The organism is Vibrio sp. YT-18 (assembly GCF_033337345.1).
Lineage (GTDB): Bacteria > Pseudomonadota > Gammaproteobacteria > Enterobacterales > Vibrionaceae > Vibrio > Vibrio alginolyticus.
In genome coordinates, this window is sequence record NZ_JAWOQO010000080.1 from 1 (window position 1) to 1581 (window position 1581).

Sequence of the window (1581 nt, forward strand, 5' to 3'; positions counted from 1 at the left end):
CCAGGACGAGCATTCAGCTCAAGTACCATCGGACCTTCTTCTTTGTCGAGAACCATGTCGGTGCCCATGTAACCAAGCCCCGTCATTTCCCAAGCACTTGACGCAAGTTCTAGCAAACGCTCCCAATGAGGCACTTGCAGAGTCGATAAATCTTTACCCGTATCTGGGTGGTGCGTTACTGGTTGGTCGAATTGCACCGCACGAATGGCTTTGCCTGTTGCGATATCAATGCCGACACCGACCGCACCTTGGTGAAGGTTAGCTTTACCATCAGACGCTGATGTTGAGCAGCGCATCATCGCCATGACAGGGTAGCCTTTAAATACGATGATGCGTACGTCTGGCACACCTTCGTAGCTGAAACCATCGAAGCAGTCATCAAACTTAATCAAGTTCTCAACCACGGCAACATCGTTCTTACCGCCGAGCGAGAACAGCCCTGCCAGTGCATTACTGATGTGGCGTTCCACTTCTTCTTTGTTGATTGTCGCACCAGAAGGTTTGGTGTACACACCGTCTTTATGCGATGTCACCACCAGAATACCTTTACCACCGCTGCCTTGAGCTGGCTTAATCACAAAACCCGGCCAGTCTTTTACCATGTTGTGGATGGTTTTTACTTCTGCTTGGTTGTGGATCACGCCGATAAGGGCAGGGACGGTTGCCCCTGCAGCTTGAGCGATGATCTTGGTTTTTAGCTTGTCATCCACCAATGGGTATTTAGAGCGATCGTTATAGCGACCAATGTAGCTATGGTTACGCTTGTTCATGCCCATAATGCCTTTGTGGCGAAGTTTTGATGGCGTAGTGTAACGTTCAAACATCGTTTAATCCTCCGCTAGCGGTTTGAAACGACGTAGTTCTGTTAGACGGTAACCAGTGTAAGTACCTAGTAATAGAATACCCGCCAAAACAATTAGCTGTAGGCCGATAAAGTTAAACGTTAAGTGCTGGATATACGAGTTGGTCATCGCCAAGTAAACCAGTACCGCAGTCAGTAGTGAACCACCACCTTGCATTGCTACTTCTTTCGCGCCTTCTTCCTCCCACAGAATCGACATACGTTCGATCGTCCATGACAAGATGATCATTGGGAAGAAGGTGATTGTTAGACCTTCTGTCAAACCAATCTTGAATGCTACGACGGTAAACACCGAGATGATCATAATAACCGTGATAATAACCGCGGATATCCTTGCTACCAGAAGTAAGTTGAGCCGCGATAAGTAACTTCGGATGATCAAGCCTGTACCAACAATTAATAGGAAGCCAACAATACCAGTCACAAGCTGCGTTTGAACGAACGCAACCGCAATCAGTACTGGCATGAACGTACCAGAGGTTTTAAGACCAATAATCACGCGCAGGAACACAACGATCAATGCACCAATTGGGATCAGCATGATGGTCTTGAACATCGCTTGCTCTTCTAGAGGCAAGCTGTGGATTGATAAGTTAAGCAGGCCATCGGCCTCAACCTTGTTGTTTGTCGCTTGTTGAGGCGTCACTTCTTGTTTGATCATGGAGAAATGAACTTGGCTGTTCTTACCTCCCACAAGGTCAAGTAACGAAACGTTCGAT

Annotated in this window: 2 protein-coding genes; both read right to left on the reverse strand. The window is 47.4% G+C overall.

The annotated features are described in order from the left end of the window. Nucleotides 1-824, reverse strand: an 824-nt coding sequence (locus tag R7M72_RS24440) for an alpha-L-glutamate ligase-like protein (RefSeq protein ID WP_318056380.1), incomplete at its 3' end; no start/stop codon positions are given. Nucleotides 825-827: 3 nt separating this feature from the next. Further along, the coding region (locus tag R7M72_RS24445; protein ID WP_318056381.1) for a 7TM domain-containing protein at nucleotides 828-1581 on the reverse strand (754 nt) is incomplete at its 5' end.